This window comes from Sporosarcina sp. Y1004 (genome assembly GCF_057669665.1).
The window spans coordinates 19,610-35,807 of the sequence record NZ_JBYHFQ010000010.1 but is presented as its reverse complement, the minus strand read 5'-3'; the positions used below and the strand labels follow the sequence as shown (position 1 = coordinate 35,807).

The window sequence follows — 16,198 nt, the reverse complement described above, 5'->3', positions numbered from 1 at the left end:
TTTTTTTACTAAACAAGTACAGGCTGGCGAATACAATAGACATACTGCGCAGTTTCAACAGGATACCCTTCAAAATGCTCTTCGAAGACATCAATTAGTTGGAAGCCTTGTTTTTCACAAAAGGCGCGTCCGATAGCGTTGCGCCCATCTATATAGACGAACAGCTGTTGCGCGTCAGAAAGTAACGATAACATGTAATCGAATAGCCGTTTTCCATATCCATTGTGTTGATGAGAAGGTAAAATGTACATATCGGTCAATTCGGAATCACCATCTTCATCTTTTTTCGTGAAGTTTGCGAAGCCGATTGGAACACCTTTGTGTTCTGCTACCACTACATATGTTTTCTCCATACGCTTCATTATCATCGCATCCGAATAAGAGCGATGGATAAATGATTTTTGAACATCTTTGGGAATGGTCCCATTGTACATTTCGCTCCAAGTGTGGAGTACAATTTGTTGAACGTGCATACTATCCTTAGCTGTCATCAGTCGGATCATCGCACTGTCACCTCTGCATTTCTTTTTGTCATTATACCAAATAACAGAGTCAATAACTACCGATGTAATCAAATTGAAATATATGGGAGTGAGATTTATATGGAATGGATTTACAGAGAGTTTGAGAAATTAAGCGGTCGTGAAGTATACGAAATGTTGAAGTTGAGAGTTGATGTATTCATTGTTGAACAGGACTGTGCGTATCATGAAGTAGATGGTCACGATTACAAAGCAATTCATGTATTTTGCTTAGATGAAGGAGGAATCGCTGCATATGCGCGGCTTCTTCCGTCGAATGTGAAGTATCCAGAACCCTCAGTTGGACGCGTAATAGTCAGACAAGACAAAAGAGGGTCAGGGCTTGCGCATGAGCTCATGGAAAAGTGCCTTAATTACATTACAGACGAATGGAGTCCAGAAAAAATCCGTCTACAAGCACAGTCCCATCTTGCAAGCTTTTACGGAAAACATGGATTTGAAGCCGTTTCTAAGCCTTATGACGATGGAGGAATTCCACATATAGATATGATTTTATATATTGGTGATGAATGATAGTTTCTAAATGGGAAGATGAGGGTATACTCACTACATAACGCATCTTTATTATATTTGGGAGGAATGATTTGAATGGCTCGTAAAAAAAATAACAATTTACTACTTGCAACGATTGCAGCTGGTGCATATGCTTACTTCAGTAAAAAGGAAAACAGAGATAAGGCACAAGTTGCTTTCGGAAATATGAAGACAAAAGTTGATTCCTTTATTGAATCACAAAAGTTAAACCGCTCTTCCGACACAAAAGTTGGTCATTCGGATCCGTACGATCTTCAAGATAATAAAATGGTCAGTGAAGGTGCTCAAACAAGTGTCCATTATTATAACCAAGAAGTTGAAGACGACGTGAAGATGACGGCTGAAACAGACGGACTATATCACAAAAAAGAATCAGATCAACCAATAACGGAACAATCCAATAAATAGTATTGACGGATGGTACCAAAGGCACTTCCCAATAAGGGAGTGCTTTTTTTCGAATATATCAGATACAACTAACAATTGAACAACGAGGTGAAAAAATGAATACGGCAACGGAAAGTCAACACCAAACAAAGTATGAAATGCAAATTGATAAAAAGGGAAAAAGGAATACAAACAGAGAAGTAGAAAACTTTTTCCGCTTAGAAGAAAAGTTATTAAACCATCTAATCCGTTCTGAAAAAAAAGAAGCACAGCAAGTAGTGAAAGTAGTTCTGAATTGTGTTACAGCCCGTACTAAGACCAACAAATTTGATGCTGTGAAATATTACCTAATCACACTATCCTCGATGGTGGCAAGAAAGTTAGAGTGTACATCTCACTCTGCTAGTAAGGCGATAGATTTCAATTTAGAGTGTTTCATGTTGATAGCTGGTAAATTAAATGAAAAAAATACTGTTGAACTGGCATATGAATTGATTGAGTATTATATACATGTATTTTCGAAGAGAAAACAGCCAGTACTGATGCATAGTACAGTGAATAATGTCATCAAGTATATAAATGAAAACGTGGAAAAGTCTATGACTGTTGAGGAATTTTCGAAAAAGTACAGCATTAGTACGAGCCATTTATCTCGCATATTTAGAGAACATACTGGTATTACTCTAGTGGAGTACATAGCTATTCGTAAGGTCGAAGAATCTCAATACAATCTTCGTTTTTCTGAAGAGAAAATTTCTTGTATATCCGACAAATTCCACTTTTGCAATCAAAGTTATTTTACCCGTATGTTTAAAAAATATACGGGCCAAACGCCCAGACGGTTCCGAAGTAGTTTGGCGGGGGAGTATTTTCATTACAGTCTACCTATACAAGAAACTGATTCTTTAAAGGTCAAACATTGTAATTGATTGTGCTATTAGGGTATAATTTCAGTAGTTTGAAATAGTGAAGGTGAGTTTATTGAAGAAGAAGATTGGGTTACTAACGATGTTACTGACTACTGCCATATTTCTAAGCGGATGTGCGGCCATCGAGAACAAAGAAGGTACATTTTATAATCTTTTTGTTAAGCCAATGGATTGGTCACTTAGTTTCTTCAGTGACTTCTTCAATGGGAGTTACGGTCTAGCGATTATCCTGATTACAGTATTAATAAGAGTCATCCTTATGCCACTTATGTTGAAAAACTATAAGGCGCAACAGAACATGAAGATAAAAATGGATGCACTTCGTCCTGAGATGGAAGACATTCAGAAACGTTTGAAAGAAGCGAAAGAAAAAGAACTAAAAGATGAGCAAATGAAGCTTCAGCAAGAAATGATGGGGCTATATTCGAAGCATGGCGTCAACCCGCTTAACATGGGTTGTCTTCCGTTGATTATTCAGATGCCTGTCATCATGGGCCTCTACTTTGCTATCTTGAATTCCCCTGAAGTACAATCACACACGTTCCTTTGGTTTAACCTTGGGGAACCCGATATGATTATGATGGTACTTGCAGGTGCAGTTTACTTCGTTCAAGCACGTGTCTCACTTTGGACCATGCCTGAAACGCAGCAGAAACAGATGAAGGCTTTCATTTACTTGTCACCAATCATGATTATGTTCATTTCGTTTCAAGCGATGGCGGCATTACCCCTTTACTGGGCTGTTGGCGGACTTCTCCTTATCTTCCAAACGTATTTGGGGCGCAAGTTCTACTATAAGCATCCTGAGGTCGTAGTAGAAGGTGCTGAAGAAGTTATTATTGAAGAAAAAGAAAAAGAAGAAGTTAAAGAAATAGAGCTAGATAAAAAAGAAGATAAATGAGAGTAGGCTGAAGAGAAATCTTCGGTCTTTTTTTTGGAGGTATATACATGCAAGCAAAATGGTTGTTTGGAATCGGAATTGGGGCGGCTGCAATAGCCTCTATCTATTACATTATCAAACTGAATTTATACTTTGCTGTCCTATCGATGCTCGCACTATTTTCATTGACGAATGGAGCTCGTTCATTATCATTTCGTGACCAGGGTATGACGCGTGAGTCGAAATGGATGTTATGGATGTCACTCTTTTTTGGAACAGCATTTATTGTGGGACTCGTTGTTATTATAGTTGCTTGAAAAAGACGTACACTGGGAACTGAAATTTCCGGTGTGCGTCTTTTTATTAGGGCTACATCCAAAAGGCATATTTCTTCTTAGTCATCAGTACGATGAAAATGGAGGATGCTGAATAGACGACCATTTCATGTGCTGCCACGAGTTGTTAACTTAGTAGAATGAAATGATAGTTTACGCTGACTGCAAAGAAAAATGATGATAGAATATAGATATATATTGAGAAGGTAGGCTCGACAATGGGACGGAAAAACAATAAATATAATAAAAAAAATAGGAAACGTGGTAAAGCTTTGACGTTCACGCTACTTATTTCTGGAATCCTTGTGACTGGCATGGTGACTTGGGTTGGGTTGAATAACTGGGATGTAGAGAAAAGTGTACAAAAAGTCAAGGAAGTCATTGGCCTTCCGAGTTCGACGTTGAATGAAACTGTAGCTCCTGAAACGGAACCGAATGAACTGAACGATCCCGTGGAGAATGGCGACGATAAGTCAGAAGTGCCTGACGTAGCTGATCCGGATGCAGAGGGAAAAACGAATCAAAAACCAGTGAAGCCAACTACTCCACCATCCATATCCTCTGGAAACGACAATACAGATGCTGGCACTACAGAAAAACCGGCACTCTTGATTGACAAGGGTGGATATATTGCAGGGCAGGTACTTCCAAAAGAACCGAAATACGTTAAAAACATTTTGATAGCCAACAAAAAGTATCCGTTGCCGAAAGATTATGCGGAGGGTGAGAGTAAAGAAGCGCGCACAGCCTTTGAAAAGATGGCGGCAGAAGCAAAACTATCACAGTACATTTTGACGGCTTTCAGCACGTATCGTTCGTATGATTATCAGACTGTCCTTTACGAGCGATATGTTGCGCGTGACGGTAAGAGTGCAGCCGATACATACAGTGCGCGCCCAGGTTATTCCGAACACCAAACAGGACTCGCATTCGACATTGGTGAAGTGAATTTTGAACAGCATTTTGCATCATCATCATTTGGAGAAACAGGTGCGGGTAAATGGGTGGCAAAAAATGCGCATCGATTCGGTTTCATTATGCGATACCCTGAAGGAAAAGAACTTGTCACGGGTTATATGCATGAATCGTGGCACTACCGCTATGTTGGAACAGAAATTGCAACTGACATCTACAATAGGAAAATCACATTGGAAGAATATCTTGGTATACAGTAAAGTAAACTTACTCTGCATTCTTCAAAAAGGGACGTACCGAATTATCGGTACGTCCCTTTCATTCTAATTTATAGTATTGGCGATAATAAACGAGAGACAGATTCTTTTACCTTAATCATACGTGAACGTTCCAAATACATGTCATATGTCAATTCAGTTGATAATTGCATATCCTGTTCAAACAGCTCGGCTAATTCATGTGACTTTTGTCGATCATAAATGAATGCATTGACTTCAAAGTTCAATTTAAAGCTGCGTACATCGATATTGGCAGTTCCGACAGTCGAAAGTTCATCGTCTACGACAATCTGTTTTGCATGCAGGAAACCGTTCTCGTAAATATAAACACGAGCACCTGCTTTTAATAGCTTTCCAACATTCGAGTAGGTGGCCCAGTAAACAAACATGTGATCAGGCTTATTTGGAATCATTATTCGTACATCGATTCCTGAAAGACAAGCGATGCGTAGAGCATCCAAAAAGCTGATATCGGGAATGAAATAAGGTGTTTGGATATAGATATATTTTTTCGCAATGAATATCATTTTTAGATAACCGTCTTTAATTTGTTCCCACTCGGAATCAGGCCCGCTAGAAACGATTTGCATACCGACTGAACCTTTTCTTGGGATTGCCGGGAAAAAGTGTTCCGCATATTCAATATCATTTTTTTCAGATGCTTGGTTCCAGTCCAATATAAATCTTGTCTGAAGAGGATGGACCGCGCTACCCTCAATTCTAAGATGTGTATCACGCCAATAGCCGAACTTCTTGTTGTGACCCAAGTATTCGTCACCGACATTGAATCCGCCGACATATCCGATGCGTCCGTCAATAACAACTATTTTGCGATGATTCCTGAAATTCATCCGAGGGTTGATGAGTGGCATCGTAGCTGGGAAGAATGCTTCAACATCCCCACCGTTATCTATCAGTTCTTGCAAATGCCTTTTGCGAAGTCCCCTTGAACCGATATCATCAAATAACACCCGCACTCTAACTCCTTGTTTTGCCTTCCGAATCAAAACGTTTAATATCCTAGTTCCAAGGGTATCGAGTTTAAAAATGTAGTATTGAAAATGGATGTGATCTTTGGCTTGTTCAAGGTCATGAATAAGTGCGTCAAATTTAGCTGCCCCATCGTTAAAGACTTGAACGTCATTGTCTTGGGTCAACACAGCGTGGTTATTTCTTAGGTGAAGGTAAATCATATCTTGGTAATGTGCAGTGTCGTCAAGTCTAAATTCGAGGGTGTTTTCTTCGATTGCTTCAATTTGATAATCAATTAATTGATCGATTCCGATCTTACTCCGACCTTCCCAGCGAAAAAGATGTTTTTCCCTGAGCCGCCTGCCGAGTAAAAGGTAGATGAAGAAACCAAAGAATGGTATGAAAAATATGACAAGGAGCCATGCCCAAGTTGAGGTAGGATCTCTTCTTTCTAGAAAAATAAGAGCAATCGCAAGAAATATATTCAAGATAAAAACTGCTATCACTGAAATGCTGATAAGTTGACTCATTAGCTACCTCCTTCAGAAATGATGCCTATTTTATTAGTATAACGGATAACTAAGGAAAATGAAGATAATAGTGACAATTGCAACAATAAAACCTACTTGACTGGTTGGTATTAAAAGTATAGAGTGTAATTTGTACTTTACGCCATTATTAATAATAGGAGGAAAAAATGTGGATATATTATTGCTGATTTTGAATATCGTCGGCTTGCTACTGCTAGTCGGTATACTATATAGTATGCATCGCAAAAAGGTTTCGTTTTCAAAACGTGTTTTTACTGCACTCGGGCTCGGGATTGTATACGGACTTATTTTAAATTTTGCTTACGGGACAGAATCGTCCATACTGCAAGAGTCAATGCCGTGGTTCAACTTGATAGGAACAGGTTACGTCAAGTTGCTCCAGATGATTGTTATGCCACTTGTTTTCATATCAATACTCGGGGCATTCACGAAGATAACAATCGGTAAAAACTTCGGGAAAATGGCCGGATTAATATTAGGGCTTCTCGTTGGTACAACGGCGATTGCCGCAGTCATCGGGATTGCTGCGACAGTTCTATTTGGACTTGATGCATCTGAAATTGTGCAAGGGGATGCTGAAGTTGCTCGCGGCGTTGAGATTGAAGAACGTTCCGTTGATGTTGCAGATCGCGCATTGCCAGATCAGATAATCGACTTATTTCCGGCGAATCCGTTCCTTGATATGACGGGTGCACGACCAACATCAACAATTGGGGTTGTCATTTTTGCTGCATTTCTCGGATTTGCATATTTGACGCTAACGAGAAGAGACGAGAAAAATGCGGCTACCGTTAAAAAAGGAATCGATGCTATTTATTCTTTAATCATGGGCGTAGTAAAAATAGTATTGCGGTTGACGCCTTATGGGATTTTAGCGATTATTGCGCGCACTGTCGCAATGTCTGACTTTGCTGCCATCTTTAGTCTAGGTAAATTTGTACTCGCGTCCTATGTTGCAATTATTGTCATGTTTGGTATTCACTTAATTATTATTGCGTTATGTGGTTTGAATCCAATCACATACTTGAAAAAAGTAGCGGAAGCATTGATTTTTGCATTCTCCTCACGGTCGAGTGCAGGAGCACTTCCACTTAATATCGATACGCAGACCAAACGTCTTGGTGTGCCTGATGGAATTGCTAACTTTGCAGGGTCGTTTGGTTTGTCAATCGGCCAAAATGGATGTGCAGGAATCTATCCGGCGATGCTTGCGGTTATGATTGCACCGTCTGTTGGACAAAATCCACTTGAGCCGACATTCCTTATTACATTGATCGCGATCGTGGCAATCAGTTCATTTGGAGTTGCCGGTGTGGGTGGGGGAGCGACATTTGCAGCCATTCTAGTTTTATCGGCACTTAACTTGCCAGTCGTACTAGCAGGACTCTTGATTTCGGTAGAGCCGCTAATCGATATGGGCCGTACAGCATTGAACGTCAACGGTTCCATGATGGCTGGGGTTACAACTGCGCGGGTTACAGGTGAACTGGATAAAGATTTGTACAATGCGCCACTTAAAAAGCAAACTGTTGAAGTGTAAATTGTTGTACCATAAAATAAAAAATACCGCAGAAAATGTTAACGTCTTCTGCGGTAATAATAAAGGCAACCTCTCATTAATTTAGAGAGGTTGCCTTTATTATTTTTGCTAATTATTCAGTCGCCGTATCCAAGTTCCGCAACGATTTAGCAGACTTTCTATAAGCAAAGATTAACGCAATAGAAAGGAGAGCAAGAACTGCAGAGATGTAATACATATTGCCGGCTTCTTGTGTGAAAATCCATGTGAATAAGAGCGGACCGATAATGCGTCCCATATTATCCATGGAATACGTCATTCCGGCGGCGGTTCCATATTTACCACCTGATTCTTTTGTTGTTAATGAAACGAGTACTGTCCGTGCAAGTGCGTTCCCAGCAGTGAAAACGCTGAGTGCAAAACCTGCCCAGAAGAGACTCGATGAGAATGGGATTAGGAATAGTCCAAGTGCAGTGACAATCTGCGCCCCGATAATCCATTTCGTTTCTGTGCCGTTTTTCACCCGGCGGACGACCCCACCTTGAATTGCCGCATCGACAAATCCACTAGCCATAAACAAGTAACCAAGCTGTAGCGGTGTGATTTCAATTTTCGAGATTTGGAACAATTGGAACGTTGACTCGAGTCCCGCTAGAAGGAACGTTATCATGAAGGAGAACAGGAACAAATAGCGGATTCGGTATTGCCAAAGTGTTGCTGCTCCTTTTGGGAGGATTGCGCGTTTATTGGCCACACCACGCCGTTCAGGCTCTTTTAAAATAACTCCCGCATAAACCATAAGAAGTACTGTTAATAAACCGGAGGCTAGAAACGGTAATTGAAGGCTGACATTACCAAGTACACCGCCAATTGCAGGACCGAATATAAAACCGAGACCAATTGACATGCCAAGTAGACCCATGTATTTGTTGCGGTTCTCTTCATCTGTCATATCTGCTACGAACCCTGTTACGGCAGTGTAAAGTGCCCCAGAGAATATTCCACCGACAACACGCGAAGCATATAGCAACGGCAAGTTCTCTAGGAATAGCGCGAACAAGAAGAAGCTAAGACTAAAGCCCATAAGGCCTATCAAAATTAGTTTTTTTCTACCTGTACGATCTGAGAAAACTCCCCATAGTGGTGCAGTGAAAAATGAGGCGAGTGCGTAAATGGTCAGAAGTCCGCCAACATGCACTTCGGAATAACCTTGCTGCAAGATGACTTCGGGGAGAATCGGGATAATAATTCCAAACCCGAGATAAACAAAGAATTGCACGGACATAAGAAGAAGGATCGCTTTTTTCATGATTAAACCTACTTTCTCTCAAATCACTACTTTCATTTTACCCGTCATGCCCTAAACGTACAATGGATAAGTCTATTTCAGTTGTTGTAATACAAAACATGTTGATTGAAGATGATTTCAAATGGTGAGTTTCCAACAATAGTATCAAGGTGTCCAATGAACATATAGAACTGTCCAACGATGCAAATACAAAAAGGACACCGTTGAGAAAAATCCACGGCGTCCAACAAATAATTTAATCCCTTAATTTAACTCGCTGTAAACGGAGTGCATTCAGCACAACTGAAACCGAGCTAAATGCCATTGCAGCGCCTGCAACCCATGGAGCCAGAAGCCCAGCCGCTGCAATGGGAATCCCGACTGAGTTATAGGCGAGGGCCCAAAATAAGTTCTGTTTAATGTTGCGTACGGTTAACCGGCTCATTCTGATTGTATCAGCGACGCGCAATAAATCGCCGTGCATCAGCGTAACGTCCGCGGCTTCCATCGCAACTGCCGTTCCAGTTCCCATTGCCATTCCAATATCTGCGACAGCCAGTGCAGGTGCATCGTTAATGCCATCCCCGACCATTGCGACTCGCTTTCCTTTTGCCTGTAATTCGGCGATGACCTGCGCCTTGCGTTCAGGAAGAACACCGGCAACGACGTGATTGATACCTGCTATCTTCGCGATGGCTTGTGCAGTGCGTTCTTGGTCTCCTGTCAGCATAATGACGTCGAGTCCGAGCGCATGAAGTTCTGCGACTGCTTCCTTCGAGGTTTCTTTCAACGTGTCTGCAACTGCAAGTGTCGCCACGTGGGCACCAGAGACTGCCATATACATGACGGTTTTGCCATCGTTTTCAAGTTTTTCTGCATCTGAAATAGTAGTGTCCAGAGAGATTTCATTGTCAGCGAGCAATTTCCGTGTTCCCATGAAAACTGTAGAACCGCCTATAACGCTCTTAATCCCGTGTCCCGGAATTGCCTCGAAGTGTTCTACTGCTGGCAACGAACTACCTAAATTCAATCCGAAAACTGTAATAGCTTTTGCAACTGGGTGTTCGGAATCACTTTCTGCTGCTGCTGCAATTGCAATGAGACGATTTCGATCCATTTCATCTGCAACAATGAAATCAGTCACTTCAGGAGCACCTTTTGTAATTGTACCGGTTTTATCCAAAACGATGGTGACAATCGTTTTCGTGTTTTCCATTGCTTCTGCCGTTTTGAATAAAACCCCTTGTTCCGCGGCGCGACCCGAGCCAGCCATAATCGACGTCGGTGTTGCGAGTCCAAGTGCACATGGACAAGCAATAACGAGAACAGCAATCATGCTGACAAGAGCTTGTGCAAAGTTACCTGGAGCGACTGCGAAATACCAGACGAGAAACGTTAAGACGGCAATTCCGACGACAACAGGTACGAACACACCTGAAATCTGATCGGCTAGCCGCTGAATAGGCGCTTTAGAACCTTGTGCTTCCTCTACAACACGAATGATGTTTGAAAGGACCGTATCTTTGCCAATACTTTTCGCGCGAACACGCAAAACGCCATTCGCATTTACGGTGGCAGCATAGGTTGTGTCGCCCTCTATTTTATCGACAGGTAAACTTTCACCCGTAAGCATTGATTCATCCACGGCTGACAAACCGGAAATGACTACTGCATCGACCGGGATTGAAGCACCTGGACGGATGACAAGAATATCACCTACATTGACTGCGGAAATGGGTATTTCTTCAGTTACACCTTCACGTTCCACAATTGCCATCGTCGGTTGTAAGCCCATTAATTTCTTAATCGCATCAGACGAATGCCCCTTCGCGCGAGCTTCGAATACTTTTCCGAGAAGAATTAATGTTATTAACACAGCACTTGTTTCAAAATAAAGGCCATGTGGGAAACCGCTCAGAACCAGATAGACTGAATAGAAGTATGCTGCGGACGTTCCAAGTGCAACAAGCACATCCATATTGGCACTTTTATTGCGCAGTGAGAAGTATGCACCCCTGTAAAAGGTCCAGCCAATCCAAAACTGTACTGGTGTCGCAAGCGCCCATTGTACATAAGGGTTCATTAAAAATGCGGGTACATACATCCAAGACGTAAAGGTAAAGTGAGAGAACATTGTCCATAGAAGGGGGAAGGAGAGTGCAGCCGCGATGTAAAATAATCGTGTCTTCTCACGAATTTCCACATGACGGTGATCTTCTTGACCTTCCGGAATGTCGCCTTTTCGTTCTGCACTGTAACCCATGTTCTTTATTTTGTTAATAATGTCTTCAGAATTTAAATAGGATGGGTCGTATTTTACTTTCCCAGTTTCAAGTGCGAGATTGACGTTTGCTGAGAAAACACCATCCATGCGCGCCAATCCTTTTTCAATTCGAGTGGAACAAGCGGCACACGTCATTCCGGAAATTTGGAAATCGACCTCTTCTTTAACGACGTCATAACCGAGTGAACTAATTTTTTCTTGAATGGAATGCATGTCGACTATATCGTCATCGAAAGACACGGCTGCTTTTTCTGTCGCGAAGTTAACGGTGGCATAGGTTACACCATCCAGCCGTTGCAATCCTTTTTCTACCCGGTTGGAGCAGGCGACACAGGTCATCCCTGTAATTGCGATGTCGGTTTTCTTTTCAGTCATTAGAATAAAACCTCCTCACTTACCCTCGGGGGGTATAATTCAGTTATAAAAGAACTGCGGTAGGCCGCAGTTTGTTTTCTTATTGCTCGACGTCGTAACCTTGGTCCTCTATCGTGTTGGTAATTTCTTTTACATTGACCATGTCGTCTTGGAAAGCAATTTCGACACTGCCTGATTCGAGATTCACTTTCACTTTTTCTACACCGGAAAGTTTGCTAACGCTATCTTCTACCGCTTTTACGCAATGGCCGCAAGTCATTCCTGTAACGTTTAATGTTGTTGTCGTCATAATTAATGCCTCCTCATTTTTTTATTAATTTCATCATTGTAACTAACAATTCATCAAGAACTTCATCGTCGCCTTCAGTGAGCCGGTCTTTAACACAGCCTTTTAGATGACCATCGAGCAGTACTTTAGCCACGCTATTAAGAGCAGACTGGGTTGCGGATAGTTGTGTAATGATGTCATCGCAGTACACATCTTTTTCAATCATGCCTTTAATGCCTCTAATTTGTCCCTCGATCCGATTCAGTCGATGAACCATATTTGTTTTCACACTTTCAGGATGGTGGCTTTTCCTGCAAGATTGTATCGCGGACTCTTCTGAGAATTCATCCAGAATTACGTCTATTGTCATTTTATCGCCCCCTTATTGTTAATTTAAGCATAATGTACCCTTAGGGGGTATGTCAATAAAAACCCCTTTTTATTTTCTGTATGAATTATTTACAAAAAATCCACACTGTAACAGAAATGAAAGATTAAAAAGTGGACAATGGTGGTATGATTGTAGTATGAGCGAAATAGAACAACTTGTAACGATGAAAAGAAACTTTCTTCATGCGTTTTCGTCTATTACTAATAGAAAGGTCGGGGTGGAAAAGATGGCTAAAGAAGTTGATTTGAAATCAATTATCTCCAACTTGGCGAAGTTGGGTGTTTCGGCAACGATGACGAAATCTCGTCTGGAAATGCTGAAGGCCCTCGCGCCACCTGCACAAGGCCCGCAAGTTCAGTCGCAATAATGGAAATGATAGTATCCGTTTTATAAGAAAAACTCCACCGGAATTTCAGTGGAGTTTTTCTTATTCATCGTCGTCTGAACTAAACATATACGTCCTGTGGTGGAACTTCATACTGAATACCAATCCAATTGCGAGCATATTACCCATAAGTGAACTACCACCGTAACTGATAAAGGGAAGTGGAATGCCTGTAATCGGAAGAAGTTGTATCGTCATTCCAATATTTTCAAAGACGTGGAAAGTAATCATCGCAATGATACCTGCACATATATAGGTACTGAAGGGATCTTTTAATTCAAGCGTAATTTTAGTCAAATGATAAATCAAGAAGAAATACAGACAAATGACGAGACTCGCACCAACAAATCCCCAATCTTCACTAATCGTTGTAAAGATGAAATCGGTATGGCTTTCCGCGACATATACTTCACGACCTTTATAGCCTTTCCCAAAAATTTCACCTGAGCCAATTGCATTGAGTGACGTAATTAAATGCCGTCCTTCATTAGATGAATACGAATAGGGATCGATCCAAGAATAAATTCGTTCAAACTGGTAAGAGGAAAAACCTAGTTTGTTTTGAAGGAAGTCCTGAGCGTAAAGAGCCATCCAAAGCAATGTTGCACCTATTGTTGCAGTCCCTGCAAAAACAGGTAAAATAATTCGCCATGAAATGCCGGAAACGATGACGAACACTGCTGTTATTGCGATAAAGACAAGTCCTGTTCCAAGATCAGTCTGCATCATGATGAAAAGCAAAGGTAAGATTAATACGGCAATTATTTTACCTAGTAAATAAAAATCAGTTTTTAAAGTCTTGTTCATAAATTTTTCATGATGTTTTGTAATCATGTGTGCCATCCCAATGATGAAGAATGTTTTCATGAACTCAGCGGGCTGAATACTCCCGACTCCAGGAATGTGGAACCAACTTTTGGCTCCATTCCTTGGTTCGACCAATTTCATGCCATCAGGAAGGATAAAGAGCATAGCTAATAAAAATACACCGCCCCCATAAATAATCCAGGCAGCTTTTTTATATTGGTCTGGTTCCAAAAACATAGTGATTGCAATAATGATACAACCGATAACGTACCATTGAATTTGTGAAGCTACGAAGCTAATGGGCATAGAGTTCATGTCCTTATATTGGCCTGTTGTTTGTGCTGAAGCTATCGCGAATAGGCTGACGAGGAAAAATAGCAAAAGGATAAATGCGAGAGTCCAGTCAAAACGATCTGCGGGTTTGTTGTTCATTTTCATCTATAGTCACCTTGGTTTCACTAAAATGGAGTTGCATTCTTGAAGAAAAATAAAACGAAAATAGAGGCAGGTTAGTATGATAGTCATTCAATCCTCATTAAAAAGAGTTTATTGGACTGTTTAATAATGTTAAATCTATTCACCTAAACTTCTATAAAATAATAGCACCTTTAGTATAACGTAATATGAGTACAGATGCATATCCTCATATTGGACGCATTTGTGTCCGCGAAGTTGCCCCAGTTAAGGCATGCATGTTAGACTTGTGGGAAATTTAAGGGTTATTCAGCCCTTCGCATAGAAAGGGATCATAAATATGGCGTGGATTTATTTACTGATTGCGGGTATGACCGAAGTTGTTTGGGCGATTGGTTTAAAAGAGGCACGTGGGTTCACCGTCCTTTTGCCTTCGGTAGTTACACTAATCTTCATAGTAGTTAGCTTTTTTCTCTTTGCAAAAGCGTTGGAAACAATTCCGATTGGAACTGCATATGCTATTTTCACAGGAATAGGGGCAATCGGAACAGCAATCGTAGGGATTATTGTATTTAATGAAGGAGCAGGCGTCGGAAAATTATTTTTTCTAGTGCTTCTGCTTGTTGGTATCGTTGGTCTCAAATTGGCAGATGGTCAGGAGGAGACGCAATAATGTCTTGGTTCATCCTCATTATAGCGGGACTCTTCGAAGTTGCGTTCGTGATTACGATGAAATTATCGGAAGGATTTCGCAATAAGAAGTATAGTATCCTTACAGTTTTATCAGCTGCCGTCAGTTTCTTTTTATTATCAGTTGCCTTGAAAGAATTGCCGGTTGGAACAGGGTACGCAGTTTGGGCAGGTATTGGTGCGGCGGGGAGTGTATTGATGGGCATGGTTTTCTTTCGGGAAAAGCGAAGCGCATTAAAGTTCCTATTTTTGTCCTTTATCATCATAGGTGTTGCAGGACTTAAGTCGTTTAGCTGAATAACTTACATATATTAATTATGACAGGGAGCCGTTCGTGGTAAACTAAAATAACGAAAACTACTAGAATGCGAGGGGAAACCATGAAGAAGAAGTTAGGTTTGGTTTATGGAGGGAAGTCGGCTGAACACGAGGTGTCTTTGTCAACTGCCCGTGCAGTGACGCAGGCAGTTGATTTTGGAAAGTACGAAGTGGTACCGATTTATATTACGTACGACGGCGAATGGAGAAAAGGTGAATCACTGGAAAGTCCTGTAGGGTCGATTGAAGAGCTACGGCTAAAAGGGGATGACGGCAGTAAACCGGATAGTATCCATGACTTCCTTAACGGTGGAACGGGTGCGCCAGATGTCATCTTCCCACTTCTTCATGGAACGAACGGTGAAGATGGAACGGTTCAAGGGCTTTTTGAAGTGATGAACGTTCCTTACGTAGGTAACGGTGTCCTTGCATCGTCCGCAGGAATGGATAAAGTTGTTATGAAACAATTATTCGCACAAGCGGGATTGAAGCAAGTGGCTTATGTGCATTTTATCCGTACTGGATGGGTGAAAGAACAACAACAACTAGTAGATAGAATGGAAGCGGAGCTCGGCTGGCCAATGTTTGTAAAACCTGCAAATCTGGGTTCTAGTGTCGGTATCAGCATGGCAACGGATCGGGAGAGTTTAATAACAGCGGTGGACCTTGCTTTGAAATTTGATCGTAAAGTTATCGTTGAACAAGCTGCAACAGCACGTGAAATTGAAATGAGTGTCATGGGTAACGATGAACCGCAATGTTCGGTATCCGGAGAAATCAAACCTGTCGCTGCATTTTACGATTATGAAGCGAAATATACAGATGGTAATACAACACTTGCCATACCTGCAGAAGTAACCGAGGACGTAATAAAGACAATGGAAGACATGGCGATTCGTGCATTTAAAGTGCTCGACTGTTCGGGGCTTGTACGCGCTGACTTCTTTGTCACGGCAGACAACGAAGTATTGATCAATGAAGTCAATACGATGCCAGGTTTCACGCCGACGAGTATGTTCCCGCTTTTGTGGCAGAAAACAGGTGTCACATATCCGGAATTAATCGATAAGCTTATTGAACTTGCGCTTGAAAGGCACACTGAAAAACAAAAATTACAATATACGATGGATTGAGTG

18 protein-coding genes are annotated in these 16,198 nt (G+C 41.3%); 11 read left to right on the top strand and 7 right to left on the bottom strand.

Annotated elements, in window-relative coordinates:
* Positions 1-8 precede the first annotated feature (8 nt).
* Entirely contained in the window at positions 9-503 is a 495-nt protein-coding gene (locus AC25Y6_RS09155) for an N-acetyltransferase family protein (protein ID WP_482106109.1), read from the bottom strand.
* 99 nt (positions 504-602) lie between these two features.
* Here AC25Y6_RS09155 and AC25Y6_RS09150 point away from each other — a divergent pair, with 99 nt between their 5' ends.
* From AC25Y6_RS09150 to AC25Y6_RS09125, 6 genes are all read left to right on the top strand, one after another.
* Positions 603-1,055, top strand: a complete 453-nt coding sequence (locus AC25Y6_RS09150; RefSeq protein WP_482106110.1) for a GNAT family N-acetyltransferase — start codon at positions 603-605, stop codon at positions 1,053-1,055.
* 75 nt (positions 1,056-1,130) lie between these two features.
* Positions 1,131-1,484 carry a hypothetical protein gene (locus AC25Y6_RS09145; protein WP_482106111.1) on the top strand — a complete coding sequence of 118 codons (354 nt, stop codon included), beginning with the start codon at positions 1,131-1,133 and terminating at the stop codon, positions 1,482-1,484.
* A 95-nt stretch (positions 1,485-1,579) separates the two neighbouring features.
* Positions 1,580-2,392, top strand: a complete 813-nt coding sequence (locus AC25Y6_RS09140; protein WP_488142762.1) for a helix-turn-helix domain-containing protein — start codon at positions 1,580-1,582, stop codon at positions 2,390-2,392.
* 79 nt (positions 2,393-2,471) lie between these two features.
* The gene (yidC, locus tag AC25Y6_RS09135) at positions 2,472-3,293 is read left to right on the top strand and encodes a membrane protein insertase YidC (RefSeq protein WP_488142811.1); all 822 of its coding nucleotides are present in this window, start codon (positions 2,472-2,474) and stop codon (positions 3,291-3,293) included.
* A 47-nt stretch (positions 3,294-3,340) separates the two neighbouring features.
* Positions 3,341-3,589, top strand: a complete 249-nt coding sequence (locus AC25Y6_RS09130; protein ID WP_482101444.1) for a hypothetical protein — start codon at positions 3,341-3,343, stop codon at positions 3,587-3,589.
* Positions 3,590-3,825: 236 nt separating this feature from the next.
* Entirely contained in the window at positions 3,826-4,782 is a 957-nt protein-coding gene (locus tag AC25Y6_RS09125; RefSeq protein WP_488142761.1) for a M15 family metallopeptidase, read from the top strand.
* Positions 4,783-4,850: 68 nt separating this feature from the next.
* Here the strand turns inward: AC25Y6_RS09125 and cls are convergent, their stop codons facing one another.
* A complete protein-coding gene (gene cls / locus AC25Y6_RS09120) occupies positions 4,851-6,302 on the bottom strand; it encodes a cardiolipin synthase (protein WP_488142760.1) in 1,452 nt (483 codons plus the stop codon).
* A gap of 235 nt (positions 6,303-6,537) precedes the next feature.
* Here cls and AC25Y6_RS09115 point away from each other — a divergent pair, with 235 nt between their 5' ends.
* Positions 6,538-7,863: an L-cystine transporter gene (locus tag AC25Y6_RS09115; protein ID WP_482101764.1), complete on the top strand. Its 1,326-nt coding sequence runs from the start codon at positions 6,538-6,540 to the stop codon at positions 7,861-7,863.
* A 112-nt stretch (positions 7,864-7,975) separates the two neighbouring features.
* Here the strand turns inward: AC25Y6_RS09115 and AC25Y6_RS09110 are convergent, their stop codons facing one another.
* The 4 genes from AC25Y6_RS09110 to AC25Y6_RS09095 all read right to left on the bottom strand — a co-directional run bounded on the left by AC25Y6_RS09110 (position 7,976) and on the right by AC25Y6_RS09095 (position 12,427).
* On the bottom strand, positions 7,976-9,151 hold the full coding sequence (locus AC25Y6_RS09110) for an MFS transporter (protein ID WP_488142759.1): 1,176 nt from the start codon (positions 9,149-9,151) through the stop codon (positions 7,976-7,978).
* Positions 9,152-9,386: 235 nt separating this feature from the next.
* Positions 9,387-11,789 (bottom strand): heavy metal translocating P-type ATPase, encoded by a 2,403-nt coding sequence (locus AC25Y6_RS09105; protein WP_488142758.1) that lies wholly within the window; start codon positions 11,787-11,789, stop codon positions 9,387-9,389.
* A gap of 79 nt (positions 11,790-11,868) precedes the next feature.
* The gene (copZ, locus tag AC25Y6_RS09100; protein WP_482101439.1) at positions 11,869-12,078 is read right to left on the bottom strand and encodes a copper chaperone CopZ; all 210 of its coding nucleotides are present in this window, start codon (positions 12,076-12,078) and stop codon (positions 11,869-11,871) included.
* A gap of 13 nt (positions 12,079-12,091) precedes the next feature.
* Positions 12,092-12,427, bottom strand: coding sequence for a metal-sensitive transcriptional regulator (locus AC25Y6_RS09095; RefSeq protein ID WP_482101438.1), 336 nt, complete (start codon positions 12,425-12,427; stop codon positions 12,092-12,094).
* Positions 12,428-12,674: 247 nt separating this feature from the next.
* Here AC25Y6_RS09095 and AC25Y6_RS09090 point away from each other — a divergent pair, with 247 nt between their 5' ends.
* Entirely contained in the window at positions 12,675-12,815 is a 141-nt protein-coding gene (locus tag AC25Y6_RS09090; RefSeq protein WP_482101763.1) for an Lmo0850 family protein, read from the top strand.
* Between the two features lie 60 nt (positions 12,816-12,875).
* Here AC25Y6_RS09090 and AC25Y6_RS09085 read toward each other — a convergent pair whose 3' ends face one another.
* The gene (locus tag AC25Y6_RS09085; protein WP_482101762.1) at positions 12,876-14,072 is read right to left on the bottom strand and encodes an FtsW/RodA/SpoVE family cell cycle protein; all 1,197 of its coding nucleotides are present in this window, start codon (positions 14,070-14,072) and stop codon (positions 12,876-12,878) included.
* 322 nt (positions 14,073-14,394) lie between these two features.
* Between AC25Y6_RS09085 and AC25Y6_RS09080 the strand changes: the two genes are divergently transcribed.
* The 3 genes from AC25Y6_RS09080 (at position 14,395) to AC25Y6_RS09070 (ending at position 16,195) form a co-directional block, all read left to right on the top strand.
* The gene (locus tag AC25Y6_RS09080; RefSeq protein ID WP_488142757.1) at positions 14,395-14,727 is read left to right on the top strand and encodes a DMT family transporter; all 333 of its coding nucleotides are present in this window, start codon (positions 14,395-14,397) and stop codon (positions 14,725-14,727) included.
* Entirely contained in the window at positions 14,727-15,041 is a 315-nt protein-coding gene (locus tag AC25Y6_RS09075; protein WP_482101436.1) for a DMT family transporter, read from the top strand. Before AC25Y6_RS09080 ends, AC25Y6_RS09075 begins: the two co-directional genes overlap by 1 nt.
* A gap of 83 nt (positions 15,042-15,124) precedes the next feature.
* Positions 15,125-16,195, top strand: a complete 1,071-nt coding sequence (locus AC25Y6_RS09070) for a D-alanine--D-alanine ligase (protein WP_482101435.1) — start codon at positions 15,125-15,127, stop codon at positions 16,193-16,195.
* The last annotated feature ends 3 nt before the right edge of the window (positions 16,196-16,198 follow it).

Coding starts and splice junctions, on each gene's coding strand:
- AC25Y6_RS09155 (WP_482106109.1), bottom strand. CDS start 503: ATGATCCGACTGATGACAGCTAAGGATAGTATGCACGTTCAACAAATT.
- AC25Y6_RS09150 (WP_482106110.1), top strand. CDS start 603: ATGGAATGGATTTACAGAGAGTTTGAGAAATTAAGCGGTCGTGAAGTA.
- AC25Y6_RS09145 (WP_482106111.1), top strand. CDS start 1,131: ATGGCTCGTAAAAAAAATAACAATTTACTACTTGCAACGATTGCAGCT.
- AC25Y6_RS09140 (WP_488142762.1), top strand. CDS start 1,580: ATGAATACGGCAACGGAAAGTCAACACCAAACAAAGTATGAAATGCAA.
- yidC (WP_488142811.1), top strand. CDS start 2,472: ATGTTACTGACTACTGCCATATTTCTAAGCGGATGTGCGGCCATCGAG.
- AC25Y6_RS09130 (WP_482101444.1), top strand. CDS start 3,341: ATGCAAGCAAAATGGTTGTTTGGAATCGGAATTGGGGCGGCTGCAATA.
- AC25Y6_RS09125 (WP_488142761.1), top strand. CDS start 3,826: ATGGGACGGAAAAACAATAAATATAATAAAAAAAATAGGAAACGTGGT.
- cls (WP_488142760.1), bottom strand. CDS start 6,302: ATGAGTCAACTTATCAGCATTTCAGTGATAGCAGTTTTTATCTTGAAT.
- AC25Y6_RS09115 (WP_482101764.1), top strand. CDS start 6,538: ATGCATCGCAAAAAGGTTTCGTTTTCAAAACGTGTTTTTACTGCACTC.
- AC25Y6_RS09110 (WP_488142759.1), bottom strand. CDS start 9,151: ATGAAAAAAGCGATCCTTCTTCTTATGTCCGTGCAATTCTTTGTTTAT.
- AC25Y6_RS09105 (WP_488142758.1), bottom strand. CDS start 11,789: ATGACTGAAAAGAAAACCGACATCGCAATTACAGGGATGACCTGTGTC.
- copZ (WP_482101439.1), bottom strand. CDS start 12,078: ATGACGACAACAACATTAAACGTTACAGGAATGACTTGCGGCCATTGC.
- AC25Y6_RS09095 (WP_482101438.1), bottom strand. CDS start 12,427: ATGACAATAGACGTAATTCTGGATGAATTCTCAGAAGAGTCCGCGATA.
- AC25Y6_RS09090 (WP_482101763.1), top strand. CDS start 12,675: ATGGCTAAAGAAGTTGATTTGAAATCAATTATCTCCAACTTGGCGAAG.
- AC25Y6_RS09085 (WP_482101762.1), bottom strand. CDS start 14,072: ATGAACAACAAACCCGCAGATCGTTTTGACTGGACTCTCGCATTTATC.
- AC25Y6_RS09080 (WP_488142757.1), top strand. CDS start 14,395: ATGGCGTGGATTTATTTACTGATTGCGGGTATGACCGAAGTTGTTTGG.
- AC25Y6_RS09075 (WP_482101436.1), top strand. CDS start 14,727: ATGTCTTGGTTCATCCTCATTATAGCGGGACTCTTCGAAGTTGCGTTC.
- AC25Y6_RS09070 (WP_482101435.1), top strand. CDS start 15,125: ATGAAGAAGAAGTTAGGTTTGGTTTATGGAGGGAAGTCGGCTGAACAC.